At 71.8% G+C, this 15758-nt stretch carries 15 protein-coding genes; 3 read left to right on the top strand and 12 right to left on the bottom strand.

Annotation, left to right across the window (positions count from 1 at the left end):
* Positions 1–2 precede the first annotated feature (2 nt).
* Complete coding sequence (locus SPOPO_RS0117305; protein ID WP_019876205.1) at positions 3–1547, bottom strand: helicase HerA-like domain-containing protein; 1545 nt, start codon at positions 1545–1547, stop codon at positions 3–5.
* Between the two features lie 275 nt (positions 1548–1822).
* On the opposite strand from SPOPO_RS0117305, the gene SPOPO_RS0117300 reads away from it, so the two are divergent.
* A complete protein-coding gene (locus SPOPO_RS0117300; RefSeq protein WP_019876204.1) occupies positions 1823–2797 on the top strand; it encodes a hypothetical protein in 975 nt (324 codons plus the stop codon).
* A 269-nt stretch (positions 2798–3066) separates the two neighbouring features.
* Here SPOPO_RS0117300 and SPOPO_RS0117295 read toward each other — a convergent pair whose 3' ends face one another.
* Complete coding sequence (locus tag SPOPO_RS0117295) at positions 3067–4008, bottom strand: acyl-ACP desaturase (protein ID WP_019876203.1); 942 nt, start codon at positions 4006–4008, stop codon at positions 3067–3069.
* Between the two features lie 191 nt (positions 4009–4199).
* Between SPOPO_RS0117295 and SPOPO_RS0117290 the strand changes: the two genes are divergently transcribed.
* Positions 4200–4379: a hypothetical protein gene (locus SPOPO_RS0117290; RefSeq protein ID WP_019876202.1), complete on the top strand. Its 180-nt coding sequence runs from the start codon at positions 4200–4202 to the stop codon at positions 4377–4379.
* Between the two features lie 96 nt (positions 4380–4475).
* Here the strand turns inward: SPOPO_RS0117290 and SPOPO_RS30230 are convergent, their stop codons facing one another.
* From SPOPO_RS30230 to SPOPO_RS0117245, 9 genes are all read right to left on the bottom strand, one after another.
* A complete protein-coding gene (locus SPOPO_RS30230; protein WP_019876201.1) occupies positions 4476–5015 on the bottom strand; it encodes a hypothetical protein in 540 nt (179 codons plus the stop codon).
* Between the two features lie 31 nt (positions 5016–5046).
* Positions 5047–6303: an MCE family protein gene (locus tag SPOPO_RS33030; RefSeq protein WP_019876200.1), complete on the bottom strand. Its 1257-nt coding sequence runs from the start codon at positions 6301–6303 to the stop codon at positions 5047–5049.
* A complete protein-coding gene (locus SPOPO_RS30220) occupies positions 6300–7298 on the bottom strand; it encodes an MCE family protein (protein ID WP_084671230.1) in 999 nt (332 codons plus the stop codon). Before SPOPO_RS30220 ends, SPOPO_RS33030 begins: the two co-directional genes overlap by 4 nt.
* Positions 7295–8371 (bottom strand): MCE family protein, encoded by a 1077-nt coding sequence (locus SPOPO_RS30215; RefSeq protein ID WP_169577214.1) that lies wholly within the window; start codon positions 8369–8371, stop codon positions 7295–7297. Before SPOPO_RS30215 ends, SPOPO_RS30220 begins: the two co-directional genes overlap by 4 nt.
* On the bottom strand, positions 8368–9375 hold the full coding sequence (locus SPOPO_RS0117265; protein ID WP_169577213.1) for an MCE family protein: 1008 nt from the start codon (positions 9373–9375) through the stop codon (positions 8368–8370). Before SPOPO_RS0117265 ends, SPOPO_RS30215 begins: the two co-directional genes overlap by 4 nt.
* Complete coding sequence (locus tag SPOPO_RS0117260; RefSeq protein ID WP_169577212.1) at positions 9372–10364, bottom strand: MCE family protein; 993 nt, start codon at positions 10362–10364, stop codon at positions 9372–9374. The genes SPOPO_RS0117265 and SPOPO_RS0117260 overlap by 4 nt, the downstream gene beginning before the upstream one ends.
* 5 nt (positions 10365–10369) lie before the next feature.
* Positions 10370–11533, bottom strand: a complete 1164-nt coding sequence (locus SPOPO_RS33025) for an MCE family protein (protein ID WP_019876195.1) — start codon at positions 11531–11533, stop codon at positions 10370–10372.
* Between the two features lie 73 nt (positions 11534–11606).
* Positions 11607–12449, bottom strand: a complete 843-nt coding sequence (locus SPOPO_RS0117250; RefSeq protein ID WP_019876194.1) for an MlaE family ABC transporter permease — start codon at positions 12447–12449, stop codon at positions 11607–11609.
* 1 nt (position 12450) lies between these two features.
* Entirely contained in the window at positions 12451–13293 is an 843-nt protein-coding gene (locus SPOPO_RS0117245; protein ID WP_019876193.1) for an MlaE family ABC transporter permease, read from the bottom strand.
* A gap of 77 nt (positions 13294–13370) precedes the next feature.
* On the opposite strand from SPOPO_RS0117245, the gene SPOPO_RS0117240 reads away from it, so the two are divergent.
* A complete protein-coding gene (locus tag SPOPO_RS0117240; protein WP_019876192.1) occupies positions 13371–14948 on the top strand; it encodes a phytoene desaturase family protein in 1578 nt (525 codons plus the stop codon).
* Positions 14949–15053: 105 nt separating this feature from the next.
* On the opposite strand, the gene SPOPO_RS33020 is transcribed toward SPOPO_RS0117240, so the two are convergent.
* Positions 15054–15572 carry an allene oxide cyclase barrel-like domain-containing protein gene (locus SPOPO_RS33020; protein WP_019876191.1) on the bottom strand — a complete coding sequence of 173 codons (519 nt, stop codon included), beginning with the start codon at positions 15570–15572 and terminating at the stop codon, positions 15054–15056.
* Positions 15573–15758: the final 186 nt, after the last annotated feature.

Raw genomic sequence — 15758 nt, 5'->3', positions numbered from 1 at the left:
CTTCAGCGCTTCTTCTTGAGCATCCCGAACACGCCCTTCACGACCGTGTTCATCATGCTGCGGCCCTCGCGGCTCTTCAGGTAGTCGACAACGGCGTTGTCACCCTTGCCGGGCTTGCTGCGCTTGCCCTGCGGTTCCGCCTTCGGTTCTGCCTTCGGTTCGGCCGGGGCGGCCGGCGCGGGCTCGGTCGCGGCCGCGACCTTGGCCTCGAGCCGCTCGCGCGCGGACTCGCGGTCGACCTCCTCCGCGTAGCGGGCCCAGAGCTGCGAGGCCTTGGCCGCGTTGGCCACCGAGTCGGTCGGGATCGCGGCCATCAGCGAGGTCGGCGGGCAGAGTTTGGTCCACACCACCGGTGTGGGCGCGCCCCGCTCGGACAGGATCGTGATCATGGCCTCGCCCGTCCCGAGCTGGGTGAGGTCCTCCTCGAGGTCGTAGTCGCTGGTCTTCGGATACGTCGTCACGGCCGCCTTGAGCGCCTTCGCGTCCCGGGGCGTGAAGGCGCGCAGCGCGTGCTGCACCCGGTTGCCGAGCTGCGCCAGGACCTCGCCGGGCACGTCGTCCGGCAGCTGCGTCACGAAGAAGACGCCGACACCCTTCGACCGGATCAGGCGAACGGTCTGCGCGATCTGGTCGAGGAAGTCCTTCGACGCGTCCTCGAACAGCAGGTGCGCCTCGTCGAAGAAGAAGACCAGCTTCGGCTTGTCGAGGTCGCCGACCTCGGGCAGCGTCTCGTACAGCTCGGCGAGCAGCCACATGAGAAACGTCGAGAACAGCTTGGGCTTGTCCGCGACGGCCGCGAGCTCCAGGCAGCTGATGACGCCCTTGCCGTCCGGCGTCGTGCGCATCAGGTCCGCGACCACGAGCTCGGGCTCACCGAAGAACGCCTCCCCGCCCTGCGCCTCGAGCTCGACGAGCTTGCGGAGCAGCACGCCCGCGGTCTGCGTCGACAGCCCACCGATGGTCTTGAGCTCCGCCTTGCCCTCGTCGCTGACGAGGTACTGCAGCGTCGCCCGCAGGTCCGCGAGGTCGAGCAGCGCGAGTTCTTTCTGCTCGGCGTAGGCGAACACCAGCGTCAGCGACGACGCCTGCGTCTCGTTGCAACCCAGCACCTTGGCGAGCAGCTGCGGGCCGAAGCTCGCCATCGTCGCGCGCACCGGCACGCCCGGCCCGAGCCCGCCGAGGGCGAGGAACTCGACCGGATACCCCGTCGGCGTCCACTCGACCCCGAGCTCCGTCACCCGGGACTTCACCTTGTCGTTCTCCTCGCCGGGGGCCGAGAGCCCGGAGAGGTCGCCCTTCATGTCGGCGGCGAACACCGGCACCCCGATCGCCGACAGCTGCTCCGCGAGCAGCTGGAGCGTCTTGGTCTTCCCGGTCCCCGTCGCCCCGGCGATCAGCCCGTGCCGGTTCGCCATCGCGGCCGGCAGACGCACCGTCGCCCCCGGGTGCGTCGTCCCCCCGAGCATCCCGCGCCCGAGCTCGAGCGCCGGTCCGGAGGAGGTGTACGCGGCCGCGATGCGCGCGGCGAAGTCTTCGGTCTCGGCCATGCGCCGAACCTAGTGCAGCCCCACCCCGCCCCAGCGGCACCGCCACTGCCGTCTCCCCGCCCCCGCCCCCCGCCCCGGCCCCGGCTTCCGGCGCCCCCGCCCGCTGCTCCCGAGGCCCGTCGCTCTGCTCATGCATGAGCAGAGTGTCGATTTCCCGGCTCCCGATGTCCGAATTTCGACCACCCGCTCATGCATGAGCAGAGCGACAAGGGCGGGCGGGGCGGGCCTGTGGATAAGTCGGGGTCGTCGACAGGTCGTTATGGCACCCTCGCCCGATGCTGGAGCCCTTGGTACCCCTCGGAACCGGGCCGTTCCTGCGCCGGCGGGCGGCCGAGTTCGGGTTCACCCACGCGACGCTGCGGACGGCGGTGAAGCGGAACCGCATCGTCGTTCTGCGGCGGGGCGTGCTCGTCTCCGCCGAGGACCGCGCCGCGGCTGCGGCGGGGTCCGAAACCCTGCACGCGCAGGACATCCAGGCACTGCGCCTGGCGCTGCACCGGCAGAACGTCGTGGCGGCGGGGACGTCGGCGGCGCAGATCCTCGGGCTGGACTTCCTCGACCGTCCGCCGCCCGCGCTGATCGTCTGCACCGACGACCCCGGCGTCTCCGGGACCCACAAGAACGACTACTACCTGCGCTCAGCGCCCTTGCCGGCCGAGCACGTGATCCGGCGTCACGATGTCCCCCTGACCTCCCCGGCGCGCACGTTGCTCGACCTGTCGTCCGCGCTGCCGTTCAACCGATCTGTCGTGTTCGCCGAGTCAGCCCTGCGGAAAGGGCTCACCACCAAGCCCGAGTTGGACGCCATCCTCGAGGCGTCGGAGGGACGCCCCGGCATCGAACAGGCCCGAAAGGCGCTGACGTTCGCCAGCCCATGGACGCAGTCGGTCCTGGAGTCGGTGTCCCACGTCGGCATGTACGCGAAGGGCGTGATCCTGCCCAAGTGGCAGCAGGCCGTCATCGTGAACAACGGCGAGGACGCCTACCTCGTGGACTGCCTGTGGGACCACCTCCCGATCCTGGTGATCGGGGAGGCCGACGGCACCGAGAAGTCCGTCGGCGTCAACCGTCTCGACACCGTCCGCCGGATCCGCGCCGAGCGGTACCGGCATCAGCAACTCCTCGACACCGGCGCCGAGATCATCCGCTGGGGTTGGTACGAGGCGAACAACCCCGAGATCCTCGCCGCCAAGATCAACGCTGGACTCGCCCGCGCCCTCGAACGCTGCCGCGGCCGCTACTTGAGCTGACCCGTCCCCGCTGACCCGTCCCCGCTCGCCCGTCCCCGTTCACCCGTCCCCGCTGGCACCGTCCCGCCCGGGACGCGCTGCCCGAGCCCGCAGTCCGCTCATGCATGAGCGAGTGGTGGCTCTTGCATGACCGGGTGGTCGAAATTCGGACAGCGGATGCCCGAAAATCGACACTCCGCTCATGCATGAGCAGAACGGCACGGCCCGGGGAGGGGCGGCGGGATACAGGCCGAACCCGGCCGCGGTCCCCGGCAGGGGCGGGCCGAGAGCTAGCCCTGACGGGCGGCCTGGCGGGCGAGGCGGGCCTCGCGGCGCTCGGTGAAGCGGGAGGCGGCGGCGTCGATCTCACTCAGGTACGCGTCGAGCTCGAGGCGGGCCTTCTCGCCCTCGGCGCCGAGGTCGCGGTCCCAGACCCGCCACTGGTTCAGGACGGGCATGACGACGTTGTCCCGGTGCTGGCGGAGGTCGTAGATGCCGGCCATGGCGATCTCCAGGGCCTTGCGCTGGAAGCCGGGGAGGTCGTAGCCGGGCATCTGGAACTTCTTCACGACCTGGGTGATGGCCTGCATCGTCCGGTCGGGGGCGAGCTCCAGCGACGCCTCCAGCAGGGCCCGGTAGAAGACCATGTGCAGGTTCTCGTCGGTCGCGATCCGCGCGAAGAGCTTGTCGCCGATCGGGTCCCCGGTCGCCTTGCCGACGTTGCGGTGGGACACGCGGGTCGCGAGCTCCTGGAACGAGACGTAGGCGATGGAGGCGATCGCGTCGCCCGGGTTGTCGTTCTGGAAGCCCTGGGCCATGTGGACCATGCGCTCGCGCTCGAGCGCGACGGGGTCGCAGGCGCGGGTCACGAGGAGGTAGTCGCGGATCGCCTGGCCGTGCCGGCCCTCCTCGGCGGTCCAGCGGTGGACCCACTCGCCCCAGGCGCGGTCGCGGCCGAACAGGACGGCGATCTCGAAGTGGTAGCTGGGGAGGTTGTCCTCGGTCAGGAGGTTGACCGCCAGGGCCGTGGCGACGGCGGACGGAACCTTCGACTGCTCCGGTGCCCAGGCCTCGCCCTCGAGCAGGCCGTCGTAGTTCCGGCCCTCGCTCCACGGGACGTATTCGTGGGGGAACCACTCCTTCGCCGTCTTCAGGTGGCGTTCGAGCTCTCGTTCCACGACGGGTTCGAGCTCGCGGAGGATGGCCTCGTCGGAGAGTGCTTCGACCGTCATAACTTAAGGTTACGTAACCGTAGGTACCGTGTCGATCCCCGCCCCGAGTGAGGCGTGTCTCGTTCCCCTGCGTCAGGGCGGATCGACGCTCGGTTATCCGAGATGATTCCGACGAAAACGGGATGTCAAACCTCGTCCATGACTGGGCGCGCCGCGTTCCGCAGCGTGTCTTTTCGGGCACGATTCCCGCCATGTCGCGCCACCGCACCGCGTCGCTGACCGTCCTCGGCAGCTACGACGCCGAGGTCGAGTCCCGCCGTGTGAACCGGGGCTCCGCACTGCTGTTGGGCCTCGCGGTCGTCTGCGCGGCGGTCACCGTGGTCTTCGGGATCTGGATGGCCGGCGTCGTCCCCGCCGCCTCCATCGGCTGACGTCCCGCACCCCCGACATCAAGCCAACAACAGCCCGCCGGTACGCAAAAGGACCGACAACCCGCTCGGACCTGACGGTCCGCCACTTCCGTTGCTCTAGACCAGATCCAACTTGTTGATCAACCAGCGCCCCGACTGTTTCTCCAGTCCCATGCGCATCCGGAGGCGGTCGATCTTGGGCTGGTCCGAGTTCGTGTTGGTCACCGTCTGATCGACGAACAGCACGACCTCGCCGCGCCCGCCGTCGAGGCTCAGGACGGCGCGGGCGAGCACCTTCCCCGTCGCCTTGCCCTGGTACTTCACGATCAGCTCGCGCAGGGAGTCCTGCGCGACCTCGTACTCGCTGCGGAACTGGCCCGTCGCCACGTCCATGACGCGCGCGAAATCCGCGTCCAGCCGGGCGGAGTCGTAGGTCGTCAGATTCACCGCGTAGGTCTCGGCGATCGCGAGCAGCTCGCCGCGCTCGCCCTCGTCGTCCTCGCTCCCCCGCAGCAGCAGGAACGCCGAGAACAGCAGGCTCGCCACCAGGGCCAGCGACAGCAGGGGAATCGGCCGGCTCGCCCGCGCGAGGCGCCCTGCGGGCCGCGACGGCTCGACCTCGGTCGGGACGGCGGGCGTCGTGGTGTCGTCGGTCATGGCGTGCCGATCGTAGGGGTCACGGGGCCGCTCAGGTCCGCAGCAGCGCGACGAGCAGCGCGATCGCGGCGGTCATCGAGCCGTCGGCGCGAACCGGACCGAGCGAGTAGCGCGTCCCGTCCGGGAGCGTGACGAGCCCGTTCGCCGGCTGATAACCCAGCACCACCGCGGGATAGCCGGGCGCGCCCGGGCCGGACGGCGCGGGCCTGGGCGCGTTCTGCGACCCGCGCACCTGGACGCCCGGCAACCGACTCGTGCAGGTGCGCTTCCGGTCCGGCTCCACGCGCGTCGGGTCGACGGGGGTGCGCCGCGGCCCGGCGTAACTGCACGTCGGGTTGTTCGTCAGGTGCAGGTCGATCGCGAGCTTGCCGTTCCGCACGGTGGTGCGCAGCGCCCCGGTGGCGTCGGGGAACGCGATGACGAGCGCCTCCAGCGCCGGCAGCCGCGCCGTGATCAGGTCGCCGGGCACGACGAGGTTGCCGAGCAGTGCGCCCACCGGGGAGGTCAACGCGGTGACGAAGGTGTCGAGGTCCGCGACCGCCGCCGGGCCGGTGTCGAGCAAACGCCGGACGTTCGGGTCCGTGCCGCGGAGCTCGCGCGTCAGGCGCCGCAGCTGGGTCGTGAACGTCTCGAAGTCACCGGAGAGGGCGTTGGCGGTGTCGAGGTTGCGCCGCGCGTTGGCGAGCAGGCGCACGGTCTGCGGCAGGCTCCCGCGCAGCGCCTCGATCAGCTCGCTCGACGACGAGACCAGCCGGCCGAGCGCGTCCCCGTTACCGTCGAGGGCGATCGCCAGTTCCTCCACGACGGTCGCCAGGTCGTCGGAGTTCACCTGGTCCAGCAGTTTCGTGACGTCCCGGACGACGGCCGCGGTCGAGATCGGCACCGACGTGCGCTCGACGGGGATGACGTCGCCGTCGCGCAGGATCGGCCCGTCGTTACGGCGCGGCCGAAGGTCGACGAACTGCTCCCCCGCCGCGGACAGACTCGCGACGACGACGTCGGTGTCCGCGGGGATCCTCGTGCCCTCGTCGAGCCGCAGGTCGGCGACCGCACCGCCGTCCCGCAGCCGCACGGCGGTCACCCGGCCGACCAGCTTGCCGCGGTAGTTGACCTCGGAGCGCTCGTAGAGGCCCCCGGCCGCGGTGAGCTCGACGCGCACGGTGAACGGGTCGCGCCCGATCTGCAGCCGCAGGACGTTGATCCCGACGTGGTAGACCCCGACCACCAGCACGACGAGGACGGCGAGATTCGCCAGCAGCGTCCCGTGCCGGCGCAGCGCGGCGGTCACGGCCGACCCCCCGTCCGTCCCTGAGCGGACGACGCCCCCACCGAGCCGTCGGTCAGCTCCATGTCCCCGGTCAGGTAGTCGCCGGGGGTGGCGTCGTCGAGGAACTCCCCGAACCGGACGAGCTGACGCAGCGTCGGCTCGACGTCGTCGGAGATCGAGATCAATGCGTCGAGCACGGGCTGGATCTCCCGCAGGGTGGCGACCAGGTCGGCGCGGGTGCGCCGGACGACGCGGTCGGAGACGCGGGCGAGCTCCTCGAGCCGGGAGAGCAACTCGGTCAGCCGGGAGGTCGAGTCGGCGAGCAGCTTCGCGGCGGGGGTGGCGTCGCGCAGCGCGGCGAGGAGCGTGTCGCGGCGGGTTGCCAGCGTCCCGGAGAGCCCGTCGAGCGCGGTCAGCGTGCGGTCGATGTCCGCGGAGCGGTCGTTGAACGCGTCCAGCACCGTGGTCAGCGAGCGCAGCAGCTGCCCGGCGTCGCCACGCTTGGTGTCCAGCGCGGCGTTGAGCTCGGTGATCACCGTGCGCAGCTGCCCGAGCCCGCCTCCGGTCAGCAGCAGCGAGGCCGCGCTGAGCATGTCCTCGACGCCGGCGGTCGTACTCGTCGCCGTCAGCGGCAGGACCGCCCCGTCGGCGAGCGTGCGTTTCCCGCGACCCGGGTCGAGGTCGACGAACCCCTCGCCGAGCGGCGTGGTGATCCGCAGCTCCGCCGTCGCCCGGTCGGTGAGCACCACCCGCGTCGGCAGCCGTAGGCGCACCTGGGCGAGGAAGTCGCGGGTCTCGATGCCGACGACCCGGCCGACGTCGACGCCGTTCACCCGGACCCGCGCCCCGTCCGGCAGGTTCAGCACGTCGGAGAACACCGCAGTGATCTCGTACGTCGGACCCGCGACGCCGGCCCCGGGCTGCGGCAGGTCCGAGAGCGTGACGCTGCAGCCCGCCGGCCCCGCGGCCACGAGCACACCGGCGAGCAGGGCGCCGACCACCCGCGCGCGCCTCATCGCGGACCCCCGGGCGCGCGGGCGGCGGCGGGCCCGAAGACGTCGGACAGCGCCCCGATCGGCTTGCCGCGATTCGGGCACAGCGCACCGACGGCGTCGCACAGCTGCTGCAGCACGACCGGGTTGAGCAGGTTCGCGGCGGCGGAGGCGTTGAACCGGACCCGGCGCTGCTCCGGGTCCACCGCCCGCGCGAGGTTCTGCAGCGTCAGCGGCAGCACGTCGAGCGCCTCGGTCAGCTCGACGCGGTGGTCGACGAGGACGTCGAGCACCGCGGTCAGGTCGCGCACCCCGGTCCGCACCGCTCCGGCGTTCGTGTTCACGAACTGCCGCACGTCGGCGAGCGCGGTCGTGAGCGCGTCGAGGGTCTGCCGCAGCAGCGCCCCGTTGTCCGCGAGCACGGTCGTGGCCCGCGCGACGTTCCGGCCGAACCGGCGCAGCGTCGCGTCGTTCTGCGCGAAGGTCGCGGACAGGGAGTCCAGGCTGCGGATCAGCGCGGTCAGGTCGCCGCGGTTCTCGGCGACGGTGTCGATCACCGCGGACAGCCCGGCGATGCCCTTCGCCATCTCGGCGCCGTTGCCCCGAACGTTCTTCGCCGCCACGCCGAGCGCGTCCTGGATCGCGCCCAGGGTCCGGGAGTCGGCCGTCAGCGAGTTCGCCAGCGTGTCCAGCGCCGCGATGACCCGGTCGAACTCCACCGGTGTGCGCGTGCGCTCCAGCGGGATGACGCCGCCGTCCGCCATCACCGGGCCGGACGTCCACACCGGGGTCAGCTCCACGTACCGGTCGGTGATGACGGTCGGCGGGATGATCAGCGCCCCCGCGTTCGCCGGCACCTTGAGATCGGCCGGGATGCGCAGCGTGACCGCGACGCTCGTGCCCTGCGGCTCGATGCGGGTCACGGTGCCGACGGGCACCCCGAGGACGTCGACGTGGTTGCCGGGGAACAGCCCGACGGAGTCGGTGAAGTGCGCGGTGATCGTGATCGAGTCCTCGCCCAGCACACCGCAGCCACCGCCCGCGAGGAGCGCGGCGGACGCGGTGGCGGCGGCGAGCGCGCACCGCAGGCGGCTCAACACGTCCCCTGCGGCTTGCAGAGGGCGGCGTCGGGCAGGACGGCGTTCGGCCCGTTCGCGTCGACGTAGGGCCCGTTGCCGGCGGCGTTGCCGAAGTACCGGGCCGCGGGTCCGAGCAGCACGGCCACCCGGCGCAGCGCGGCGTCGTTCGCCCGCAACGTCTCCAGCACGACGTTGAGGTTGCGCAGGAGCGGTGTCATCTGCGCCGAGTTCTCCCGGACCAGCGCACTGAGCACCCGCGCCAACGCCCGGGTGTCCGCGAGCAGCTCCCGCAGCACCGCCCGCCGGGTGGAGATCTCCGCGAAGATCGCGCTCGCCTGCTCCAGCAGGTCGACGAGGGTGTCCCGGTTCGCATCCAGGTTCGCCGTCACCGCCGCGGTGCGCGACACGAGCTCGCCGAGTTGCTCGCGCCGCGTCACGACCACGTCCGAGAGCCGCGCGATGTTCTCCACGGCCTCGCGCGTCAGCGCCGGTGTGTTCCGGAACCCGTCCGCCAGCACGCGCAGGGCCCGCCGCAGCCGGTCGCCGTCGAGCTGTTCCAGTGCCGGGGCGCCGGCCTCGATGATGTCCTGCACCTCGAACGGCACGCTGGTCTGCGTGATCGGGATCGTCCGGTTCGGCAGCGGCTCGGCCCCGGACGGGGTCAGCCCGAGGTAGTGCGTCCCGAGCAGCGTCGCGATCTTCACGTCGGCGCGGGTGTCCCGACCCAGCTTCACGCTGTCGCCGACGCGGAACGTGACCCGGACCTTCGCGTCCCGGATCTTCAACGACGTCACCTGCCCGACCGAGATCCCCGCGATGCGGACCGAGTCGCCCGGCAGCAACCCGCCCGACCGTGCGAGCTCCGCGGCGAAGGTCTGCTTGCCCAGGGCCAGCCCGCTCGGGACGAACAGCAGCCCGGCCAGCACGGCGAGGACGGTGACGGTCGCGATGCCGGTGGCCCGCGGGGTGCGGGGCACGAGCCGGCCCACGAGGCCGCGCAGCGCACCGGGAAGTTGCTTCACGCGCACACCTCCGAGTTCGCCCCGGAGTCGAGCACCCGTTGCTGACCGGCGGTCAGGTTGCAGATGTAGATGTTGATCCAGGAGCCGTACTGCATCTGGCGGGCGAACGCCGAGAGCGCGACGGGCAACCCACGCACCGCCTCCCCGAACGGCTGGCTGGCCCGGGCGTAGGTGCCGAGCACCCGGTTCAGCTTCGCGACGTCCTCCCGCAGCAACGGCCGGATGTCGGTCAGCAGGCCGGTGGTCGCGTCGGTGAGGTCGGCGAGGGCGGCGATCGAGGACCCGATCCGGGTCCGGTCCTTCGCCGCCGCGGCGGACAGGCGCTGCAGCTGTCCGACGAGGGCGTCGACCTCGGTGTCCCGCTGCGCGATGTCACCGGCGACCTGGGCGAGATTCTCGACGACCCGGCCGATCACCTCGTCGCGGTCGGCGAGCCGGCCCGAGAGTTCCGCGGTCGTCCGCAGCAGGCTGGTGATGCTCCCGCCCTCCCCCTGGAGGACCTGGATCAGCTGCGCGGCGAGCCGGTTGATGTCGGCCGGGGACAGCACCTCGAACAACGGCTGGAACCCGTTGGTGACGACCGTGAGGTCGAACGCGTCCTGAGTCTGCGTCAGGGGAATCTCGCTGCCGGGCGGCAGCGGGTCGGCGGAACCCGGGCCGGGCAGCAGCGCGAGGTACCGCTGGCCGATCAGGTTCTGGTAGCGGATCGCCGCCCCGGTGCTCCGCAGCACGGGCTGCTCGGAGCGCACCGTGAACTTCACCCACGCGACGTTCTCGCGCAGCTTCACCGCGTCCACCCGGCCGACCCGGACCCCGGCGACGCGGACGTTGTCGCCCGGGTGCAGTCCGGAGGCGTCGGTGAACGTCGCGGAGTACGAGGTGGTCGGGCCGCCGAGGCGGTTGGTCAGGGTGTTGTGCAGCAGCATCCCGATGGACGCCGCGACGACGGCGAACACTACGAGGCGGACCACGGCACCCCGCACGCTCATGGCGTTCATCCCGGCATCACCACCGTCGACCCGCGCACCATCGATCCGGCGAGCAGCAGGCCGATGTCACCGCTCGACCCGCGTCCGGCCTCGAGCGCGGCGAGGATCTGCGAGAGCACCAGGCGGTCCGAGACGCTGCCGACCGACCCGATCCCGCCGTAGTCGACGTTGCGCGCGCCGCCGCCGGGGCAGTTCGGACCGTCGAGCCCGGGGTACCGCGGGCAGTCCGCCGCGGTGTAGGTCGGCAGCGGCGTCGTGGTGAGGCGGGTGTCGAGCCCGATCCGGCCCGCGTCCGTGGTCGCGAGCCCGCCGAGGAACGCGCCGAGGTCGACGAACCCGCGGGAGAACGCGGTCGGGTGCCGGCCGAGGACGTCGACGATCTGCCGGGTCTGCCCGCTCACCCGGATCAGCCGCGTCTCGTTCTCGCCCACCAGCGTGCGCGCGTTCGCGGTCAGGCCGAGCCCGCCGCCGAGGAGCGCGAGGAACTGTTCCTGACGGTCCACCAGGGTCCGGGCGAGGACCAGCACGTCGTCGACGGAGTCGAGCAGCGACGGCGCCCGCCGGTTGAGGTCCGTGGCGAAGCGGCTGAACGCGGTGAGGTCGGCGCGCAACGCCGGCAGCGACGGCGCCAGCGCCCGGAGGTAGGCGTCGGTCCGGCCGACGAGCTGACCGATCTGCGCGCCGCGGCCGTCGAGGGCCTCGGACAGCGCCCCGATCACCGTCGCGAGCTTCGCGGGCTGCACGGCCGACAGGACGCGGTAGAGCTTGCCGAAGACGTCCTGCAGTTCGACGGTCGCGGCGGAGGTGTCGGCCGGGATCCGGGCGCCGCCGCGGATCGGGCCGGCGGAGCGCTGCGGCGGGACGAGGTCGACGAAGGACTGCCCGAAGAAGTTGGCGGGCAGGCTGCGTGCCGTCACCTCGGCCGGGATCCGGTCGACCGTGCCCGGGTCGAGCCGTAGTTCCACCTCGGCCCCGCCCCGGCCGAGCTGCCGTGCGATCGAGCCGACGCGGCCGACGAGAACGCCGCGCATCTTCACATCCGACCCGGGCGCGAGGGCGTCGCCCGGTTCGGTGAGCAGGGCGATCACGGTGACGCGGTCGGCGAAGGCCCCGGAGAACCGCGCGAGCACGAGCCCGATCGCCAGCGCGATCACGACGACATAGGCCACGCCGCGAACGATCAGGTCACCGCGGCTCGCTCCGAGCCGTCCCCGTCTCAGACCCGGCCTCACGAGGGTCCCCTCATCCCGAGATCCGGACCCCGGGGTCGTAACCCCAGAACGCGAGCGTGAGGAACATGTCCGAGACGATGATCAGGATGATGCTGGCGCGGATCGCCCGCCCGGTCGCGCGGCCGACGCCCTCCGGGCCGCCCGAGGCGTAGAAGCCGAAGTAGCAGTGGATCAGCGTCGCGAGCACGATGAAGATCGCGACCTTCACCGTGGAGAGCACGATGTCGAACGGGTTCAGGAACGCCAGGAAGTAGTGCTGATAGGTCCCGGCCGACTGCCCGAAGAACGTCGTCACCACGAGTTGCGTGGCGAAGTAGGACCCGAACAGGCCGACGACGTACATCGGCAGGATCGCCAGCATCGAGGCGATCAGCCGGGTGCTCACCAGGTACGGCACCGGGCGGACGGCCATCGCCTGCAGCGCGTCGATCTCCTCGGAGATCCGCATCGCGCCGAGCTGCGCGGTGTAGCGGCAGCCGACCTGGGCGGCGAACGCCTGGGCCGCGATCAGCGGGGCGAACTCGCGGGTGTTCGCCAGCGCCGAGACGAAACCCGCGAACGGCGCGAGGCCGATGATGTCGAGCCCGGTGAACCCGGCGATGCCGACCGACGTCCCGACGAACGCCGACAGCAGCAGCATCACGCCGAGAATTCCGCCGCCGACGAGCAACGCCTTGCCCCAGCTGATGTCCGAGAGCAGCCGCCAGATCTCGCCGCGGTAGTGCCGTACGGCGTAGGGCAGGTAACCGACGGCCTTGGCGAAGAACGTCGCCTGCTCGCCGAGGTTCGCGAACGAATCACCGACCCGCTTCGCGCCGCGGCGAGCCCGCGCCGCGGGCGAGAGCACGACCACCTCAGACCACCACCGGCGGCGAGATCAGCAGGTACGCCTGGGTGATGAGGATGTTCGTACTGAACAGCAGCAGGAAGCTCAGGACGACGCACTGATTCACCGCGTCGGCGACGCCCTTCGGCCCGCCGCGCGCGTTCAGCCCCTTGTGGGCGGCGACGATCGCGGCAAGGAACCCGAACACGGCGGCCTTGATCTCCGCGACGACGAAGTCGCCGGCGGTGGCGAAGTCGGTGAACGAGTTCAGGTAGGTCCCGGGCGTTCCGTGCTGGACGTAGACGTTGAAGAAGTAGCCGGCGAGCACCCCGGTCATCGCGACGATCGAGCAGAGCAGCACGCCGACGACGACGAGAGCGGCGACGCGCGGCGCCACCAGACGGCGGACGGGCGAGATGCCCATGACGCGCATCGCGTCGATCTCCTCGCGGATCGTCCGCGACCCGAGGTCGGAGCAGATCGCCGACCCGGCCGCGCCGGCGAGCAGCAGCGCCGTCACGACCGGCGCGCCCTCGCGGATGACACCGAGTCCGTTGACCGCGCCGACGAACGAGGACGCCCCGACCTGCTGCGCGAGGCTGCCGACGTTGATCGCGACGATCACGCCGAACGGGATCGCGACCAGGATCGCCGGCAGCAGCGAGACACTCGCGACGAACCAGGCCTGCAGCAGGAACTCCCGCCACGGGAAGCGGCCGCGCACCAGGTCCGTGACGAGGTACCGGACGCTCGCGATCGCCAGCGTCGTCAGCCGTCCGACGGTGACGAGACCCGCGTCGACCGGCCCGGGCAACCGCACCGGCGCCCGCCGGCGCGCCCGCCGGACGGCGGTCACCGGGATCTCGGCCATGGCATTGCCTCACGGGGCTTCGCGTCCCGCGCGGGACGTCCGAACGCTGCGACCCTAGTCCTGCCAGACTCGGCCGGGTGACTGCACGCGCCGACGTCGTCGTGATCGGAGCCGGGCACAACGGGCTGGTCGCCGCGACCCTGCTCGCCCGGGCCGGACTCGACGTCGTGGTCTGCGAGACGGCCGATGTCGTCGGCGGTGCGGCGCGCACCGAGGAACCCTTCGCCGCTGTGCCGGGACTGCGCCACTCGACGGGCGCGTACCTGCTCGGGCTGATGCCGCCGGAGCTGATCGCGACCCTCGGCCTCGACCTGCCCGTGCTGCGCCGGAACCCGCACTACGCCCTGCCCGCCCCGGCGGGATCGTCACTGCCCTCGGTGCTCCTCGGCGCCGATGCAGCCGCGAACGCCGCGGCGATCGAGGCGGCCTTCTCCCCCGCCGACGCCCGCGCCGACGCCGCCCTGAACGCCGAGCTCGACCAGTTGCGCACCGACCTGGCGCCGGCCTGGCTCGCCGAACCGCTGTCGGTCGAGGACACCGCCGAGCGGTACATCCGCCCCGCGCTGCGCGAGATCTTCGTGGCGCTCTGCCGCGGCTCGGTCGTCGACCACCTCGCCCGCTTCGGCTTCACCTCCGAACGTCTGGTCGCCATGTACGCGGTCACCGACGGGATCTCCGGGCTGACCGCGGGCGTCGACGATCCCGGCACCGGCCACAACTTCCTCGCCCACAACATGGGCCGGCTGCCCGGGTCGGACGGGACCTGGATGATCGTCCGCGGCGGTATGGGCACCGTCACCGGCGCGCTCGCCGAGACCGCCCGCGCGGCCGGGGCGCAGGTGCGGACGTCGGCACCGGTCCGCGCGATCGACACGACAGGCGGCGTCGTCCGCGGCGTCGAGACCGACCGGGGCCGGATCGACACCGCCGTGGTCCTCGCGGCCTGCGACCCGTTCCGCCTCCCTGACCTCGTCGGCGACGCGTTGCCCGCGGACCTGTCCGACCGGCTGGAACGGATCCGCCGGCCGGGCGTCACGCTGAAGCTCAACCTCGCGCTGCGCGAGGTGCCGCACTTCCCGGCGCTCGCGAACGCCCCCGGCGGCGGCGCGACGGGCGGGGCGACCGTGCACCTCCTGCCCGGCGAGGACCGCCCGCTCGAGGCGGTGCGCGCGATGTGGGCCGACGTGCAGGCCGGGCGGCTGCCGCGATACCCGACGTTCCCGACGATCGAGTGGTACGTGCACACGACCGTCGACCCGAGCCTGCACGACGCGGCCGGGCACCACTCGTCGGCGCTGTTCGTGCAGTCGGTGCCGCACGTCCCGCAGGGCTCGGACTGGGACGCCGAGCTACCCGGCTACGTCGCGCACCTCCTCGAGGTCTGCGACCGGTTCGCCCCGGGGACGTCGGCGAGCGTCGCCGACACCCTCGCGCTCCCCCCGCCGGGCATCGAGGCCCGGTTCGGCATCACCGGTGGGCACATCCACCACGTCGACAACACCGTGGCGTTCGCCGACCGGGTGCCGTACGCGACCGGGCTGCCCGGGCTGTACGCCGGATCGGCCGGCTGTCACCCGGCCGGGTCGGTGATCGGGGCGGCGGGACACAACGCCGCCGTCCGCATCCTGGCCGACCTCGGCCGGGCACTCGCCTGACCGACCCACGTCCCCAGTCGTCGACGTCGACCGGGGGTTGTCACCCCTTGGTCGACCGGTGTTGACAAGGGGTGTCACCCCTTGTCAACACACTCAGCCGATGTGTCAGCCGACGATCGTGCCGCCGCCGTTGTTCTCGAAGTCGAAGTCGTAGTCCGTCCGCTTGTCGTTGACGAATCTGAGTCCGACCTCGCCCTGGGCGTCGTCGTAGCGGCCGGTGCCGCCGGTGACCGCCAGGACCGCGCTGTTCGCCGTCCGGGTGATCGTGCCGGCGACGGTGATCTGGCCGTCGTCCAGGCGGAAGGTGCCCGTGCACTGCGTGAGGACGTTCTTCACCCGACCGCTCGAGCTCCGGTTGACGTACGTGACGTCGCACGTCGCCGCGAGGATGCCGACCCGCTTGTTGTCCTCGTTGAACAGCCGCTCCGAGAAGACGTACCGGTCACCGACGCTGGGGCCGTTGCGCCCCGTGTCGACCGTGTAGTCCTGCAGTGCGCGGCCGCGCAGGTCGTCGTCGGCCACGGCCGCGCCGGCGCTCGGCGCGCCGGCCATGAACAAGGTGACGCCCACCGCGGTGGCGACCCCGGCGGCCAGAGCGGCCGAGGTGAAACGTCGAGTAACCATGAGTCCTCGCCCCATCTCCCGAGAACCCCCCAGGGGTCTCGAACGGATTTCACGTGCCCGTCAGGATCCGCCGAAACCTGACAAATGCCCCCAAAACGGTGGCAAACATCCACGCCGAACGGGTGAGCGGTAGACCACGAAGGTCAGGCGGCACATCCAATTCGCAGGGCCGGAACGCGCGGAAGC

Origin of the sequence: Sporichthya polymorpha DSM 43042 (assembly GCF_000384115.1) — a bacterium.
Classification (GTDB): domain Bacteria; phylum Actinomycetota; class Actinomycetes; order Sporichthyales; family Sporichthyaceae; genus Sporichthya; species Sporichthya polymorpha.
Note: the sequence above shows the minus strand (reverse complement) of the source record. Positions and strands in the feature narration are given on the sequence as shown.

Bases quoted from the DNA above. Each gene is read 5' to 3' on its own strand.
- SPOPO_RS33020 (WP_019876191.1), bottom strand. From the start codon at position 15,572: ATGGTTACTCGACGTTTCACCTCGGCCGCTCTGGCCGCCGGGGTCGCC.
- SPOPO_RS0117300 (WP_019876204.1), top strand. From the start codon at position 1,823: ATGCTGGAGCCCTTGGTACCCCTCGGAACCGGGCCGTTCCTGCGCCGG.
- SPOPO_RS0117260 (WP_169577212.1), bottom strand. From the start codon at position 10,364: ATGAGCGTGCGGGGTGCCGTGGTCCGCCTCGTAGTGTTCGCCGTCGTC.
- SPOPO_RS0117245 (WP_019876193.1), bottom strand. From the start codon at position 13,293: ATGGCCGAGATCCCGGTGACCGCCGTCCGGCGGGCGCGCCGGCGGGCG.
- SPOPO_RS30220 (WP_084671230.1), bottom strand. From the start codon at position 7,298: ATGAGGCGCGCGCGGGTGGTCGGCGCCCTGCTCGCCGGTGTGCTCGTG.
- SPOPO_RS0117290 (WP_019876202.1), top strand. From the start codon at position 4,200: ATGTCGCGCCACCGCACCGCGTCGCTGACCGTCCTCGGCAGCTACGAC.
- SPOPO_RS30230 (WP_019876201.1), bottom strand. From the start codon at position 5,015: ATGACCGACGACACCACGACGCCCGCCGTCCCGACCGAGGTCGAGCCG.
- SPOPO_RS0117295 (WP_019876203.1), bottom strand. From the start codon at position 4,008: ATGACGGTCGAAGCACTCTCCGACGAGGCCATCCTCCGCGAGCTCGAA.
- SPOPO_RS0117305 (WP_019876205.1), bottom strand. From the start codon at position 1,547: ATGGCCGAGACCGAAGACTTCGCCGCGCGCATCGCGGCCGCGTACACC.